The organism is Streptomyces sp. NPDC060205, from assembly GCF_042728395.1.
In the GTDB taxonomy this organism is placed as follows: Bacteria; Actinomycetota; Actinomycetes; order Streptomycetales; family Streptomycetaceae; genus Streptomyces.
On the sequence record NZ_JBHWZP010000547.1, the window covers coordinates 1 to 3,744 of the forward strand.

A 3,744-nucleotide genomic window follows, 5' to 3' on the forward strand; every position below is an offset into this window, starting at 1 on the left:
TCCTGAAAGCCCTTCAGGAACCTTCAGACTCCCCACAGGACCGATCGGTCATGCTGAGGGCATGCGGATACTGGTGGTCGAGGACGACCGGCGGTTGGCGGAGTTGCTGTGCCGGGGACTGGTCGGCGAGGGCTACGCGGTCGATACGGCCCACGACGGTCGACGCGGCCTGGAGCTGGCCCTGGAGAACGAGTACGACGTGCTCGTACTGGACGTGATGCTGCCTCGTCTGAACGGCTTGCGGCTGTGCGCACAGCTGCGCCAGGAGGGGGTGTGGACGCCGGTCCTGATGCTCACCGCCAAGGACGGCGAGTACGACCAGGCCGAGGGCCTGGACACCGGCGCGGACGACTACGTCACCAAGCCGTTCTCCTTCGTCGCGCTCGCGGCCCGACTGCGCGCCCTGATCCGCCGGGGCCGCCCCGAGCGCCCCAGCGTGATCCGTGTCGGGGACCTGGAGATCGACCCGGCCGGCCGCCGGTGCCGACGGGACGGCCGCGAGCTGGCGCTGACCGCCCGCGAGTTCGCCGTTCTGGAGTATCTGGCCGGCCGCAAGGGGGAGACGGTGTCCAAGTGCGAGGTTCTCGAACATGTCTGGGACGACCGTTTCGACGGCGACGTCAACATCGTCGAGGTCTACATCAGCGCTCTGCGCCGCAAGCTCGACACTCCCTTCCAGCAGCGCTCGATCCGCACCGTCCGGGGCGTCGGCTACCGGCTGGACGCCGGCGAAGGCACACGATCATGAAATGGCTACGACTGATACGTCTGATGCCCCTGCTGCGCCGCTTGTACCCCGCCACCATCCGCATGAGGCTGACTCTTCTGGCCGCGGTGATCGCCGCGGTGCCCCTGACCGCGGCCGCCACCGGCACGACGCTCGCGGTACGGGCCTCGATCCTCCAGGACGGCCAGCGGCGCAGCGCGGAGACCCAGCACTGGCTGCGCATAGAGGTCAAGCGCGATCGAGCGACCGACAGGGGCGAACAGGTACCGCAATGCCGCTCCGACCCGCGCACCCTCCAGGTCCATGAGCGTGTCAGCTTCTGCAGGAAGCCCTACGACCTGAGTTCCGGCCGTCCCGGACCGTCCGGTCACGAGGCGATGTACGACGCCCTCAACAACCAGGGAGCGCTGTCCCTCGCCCCCTGGGCCTCTTCGACACCCGTCCAGCGGCCCAACGCCTATCCCGAATTTCCCGGCTACGTCGTGCTGATCTATTCACTCCACGGCGAACAGGCCCGGCTGAACACCGTCGTGTGGTCCCTGGCCGGCGGAACGGTGGCACTCGTCACCCTGATCGCGGGCAGCACATGGTTCGCGGTCGGCCGGGTGCTGCGCCCGGTCGAGGCCATCCGTGCCGAGTTCGCCGAACTCAGCGCCCGTCATCTCGACCGGCGCGTTCCCGTGCCCCGGGCGGGCAACGAGATCGCGCGTCTCGCCACCACCATGAACACCACCCTGAACCGGCTGCAGTCCGCCGTCGACCGGCAGCGGCAGTTCACCGCGGATGCCTCGCACGAACTGCGTACTCCGCTCGCCTGCCTGCGCACCGAACTTGAGCTCGCCCTCAACCGGCCGGATGCCGCCGACTGGCCCCAGGTCGTCCACGCGGCCCACGAAGACACCATCCACGTACAGGAACTGACGGAGGACCTGCTGCTGTTGGCTCGCCTCGACGCCCAGCACGGCGACCGGCGACCGCGGCGGAGCGTCGACCTCACCGACGTCGTACGGGAGGAAACCGTCCGTCGCCGGCCGCCGCACGGCATCGACATCGACCTGCACACGGAGCCCGGCCCCGTCGCCGTGCAGGGCCACCCGGCTCTGCTGGCCCGCGTCATCGGCAATCTCCTCGACAACGCCGAACGCTATGCGACCAGCACCATTGCCGTCTGCCTGACCCACGACACCCAGCACGACACAGCGGTCGTCGACGTCGTCGACGACGGCCCCGGCATCCCGCCCGAAGACCATCAGCGGATCTTCGAGCGCTTCACCCGCCTCGACGACGCCCGCGCGCAGGACACCGGTGGCGCCGGCCTCGGCCTGGCCATCGCCCAGCGCATCGCCACCGTCCACGGCGGCACGCTTGAGATCGTCCCGCGTGCCCATGGCGCACATTTCGCTCTCCGCCTCTCCACCTGCCTGCCCTGACGAGTGTCACCGGGCGCACGGTGCGTCGGGCCTTGGCGATCACGGTGCGCCTGCCGTTCACCCGCTGTCCTCCTGGTGTGGGAGAGCTGTTGGGTCCGGGCCGGGACGATCGGGCCGCCCTTCCCATGACCATGTCAGGACGGAACCCGTGAACAGATCGATCGCCCGTGGTGGGCGTCGTGTTGTTGCCCGTTTCCTTGCCGCCGGCGCGCTGTTGGCCGCCGGCGTGCTCAGCGGTGTGCCTGCGGCGCATGCCGCCGTCGCCGACGACGTCCGCGTCAACGAGGTGGTGACCACCGGGGACGTCAACGACTCCATCGAGCTGGTCAACAAGGGCACCGCCACGATCGACGTCTCCGGCTGGATCCTCAAGGACGACGACACGACCCACGCCTACACGATCGCCTCGGGAACCACTCTGGCAGCGGGCGGCCATCGGGCATTCGACGTCCACGACAAGTTCGGCCTGGGCTCCGACGACGAGGCTCGCCTCTATCTCGCCGACGGCAAGACCCTGGTGGACAGCTTCTCCTGGAGCGAGCACTCCGACCCGTCCTGGTCGCGCTGCCCGGACGGCACCGGCGCCTTCCAGCAGGCGTCGGCCGTGACCCTGAGCGGCCCGAACAGCTGCGGCACCTCCGGGGACGGTGGCGGAGGTACGACCGGTCCGGTGGCGTGGCCGGGCAGCGGCAGCGTGGCGACGGCGGACGCCTCCGACGTCTTCGGCCAGGACCTGAGCGGCCTCTACCAGGAGGGCGACGTGCTGTGGGGCGCGCAGAACAGCGGAAAGCTGTGGCGCCTGGTGGGGGGCGGCTCCGCCGGCTGGAAGCCGGACACCGGTAACGGATGGTCCTCCGGCAAGGCCCTGCGTTTCACCGGTGGTTCCGGGAGCCCCGACAGCGAGGGCGTCACCCTGACCGCCTCCGGCGCGGCCGGCGGAGTGTTCGTCGCCAGTGAGCGGAACGGCGACGCCTCCGGTACGAGCCGCCTGTCGGTGTTGCGGTACGACGTCACCCTGTCCGGCTCGTCACTGACCGCGTCCAAGGAGTGGAACCTCACCTCCGACCTGCCCACGACGGGCTCCAACCTGGGCCTGGAGGGGATCACCTGGGTCCCCGACGCCCATCTCGTCGGGTCCGCTTTCAAGGACGCCTCCACCGGAGCGGTCTACGATCCGGCGCGCTACGGCGCCCACAGTGGCGGCGTGTTCTTCGTCGGCGTCGAAGGCACCGGGATGATCTACGGCTATGTCCTCACCGACTCCGGCAGCTCCACCCGGGTCGCCTCCTTCAGCAGCGGCATGGCCGGGGTGATGGAACTGCAGTGGGAACCCCAGGCCGCGCGCCTGTGGGCGGTCTGCGACGACACCTGCGACGGCCGGCACCGCACTCTGCAGATCGACACCACCGGCGTCTTCACCGTCACCGCCGCCTTCGACCGCCCGTCCGGCATGCCCAACTACAACAACGAGGGCTTCTCCGTCGCCGGCTCCGGCGCCTGTGTGGCCGGCTCCAAGCCCGTCCACTGGGCCGACGACACCAACGACGGCGGTCACGCCCTGCGCAAGGGCACCATCACCTGCTGATC

Annotated in this window: 3 protein-coding genes; all 3 read left to right on the top strand. The window is 69.7% G+C overall.

Features of this window, described 5'->3' with window-relative positions:
- The first annotated feature begins 61 nt into the window (after positions 1 to 61).
- Positions 62 to 748, top strand: a complete 687-nt coding sequence (locus tag ACFWGJ_RS42705) for a response regulator transcription factor (RefSeq protein WP_387334357.1) — start codon at positions 62 to 64, stop codon at positions 746 to 748.
- Positions 745 to 2,157, top strand: coding sequence for a sensor histidine kinase (locus tag ACFWGJ_RS42710; RefSeq protein WP_387334358.1), 1,413 nt, complete (start codon positions 745 to 747; stop codon positions 2,155 to 2,157). The genes ACFWGJ_RS42705 and ACFWGJ_RS42710 overlap by 4 nt, the downstream gene beginning before the upstream one ends.
- A 148-nt stretch (positions 2,158 to 2,305) precedes the next feature.
- Complete coding sequence (locus tag ACFWGJ_RS42715) at positions 2,306 to 3,742, top strand: lamin tail domain-containing protein (RefSeq protein ID WP_387334359.1); 1,437 nt, start codon at positions 2,306 to 2,308, stop codon at positions 3,740 to 3,742.
- The last annotated feature ends 2 nt before the right edge of the window (positions 3,743 to 3,744 follow it).

Bases quoted from the DNA above. Each gene is read 5' to 3' on its own strand.
- ACFWGJ_RS42705 (WP_387334357.1), top strand. From the start codon at position 62: ATGCGGATACTGGTGGTCGAGGACGACCGGCGGTTGGCGGAGTTGCTG.
- ACFWGJ_RS42710 (WP_387334358.1), top strand. From the start codon at position 745: ATGAAATGGCTACGACTGATACGTCTGATGCCCCTGCTGCGCCGCTTG.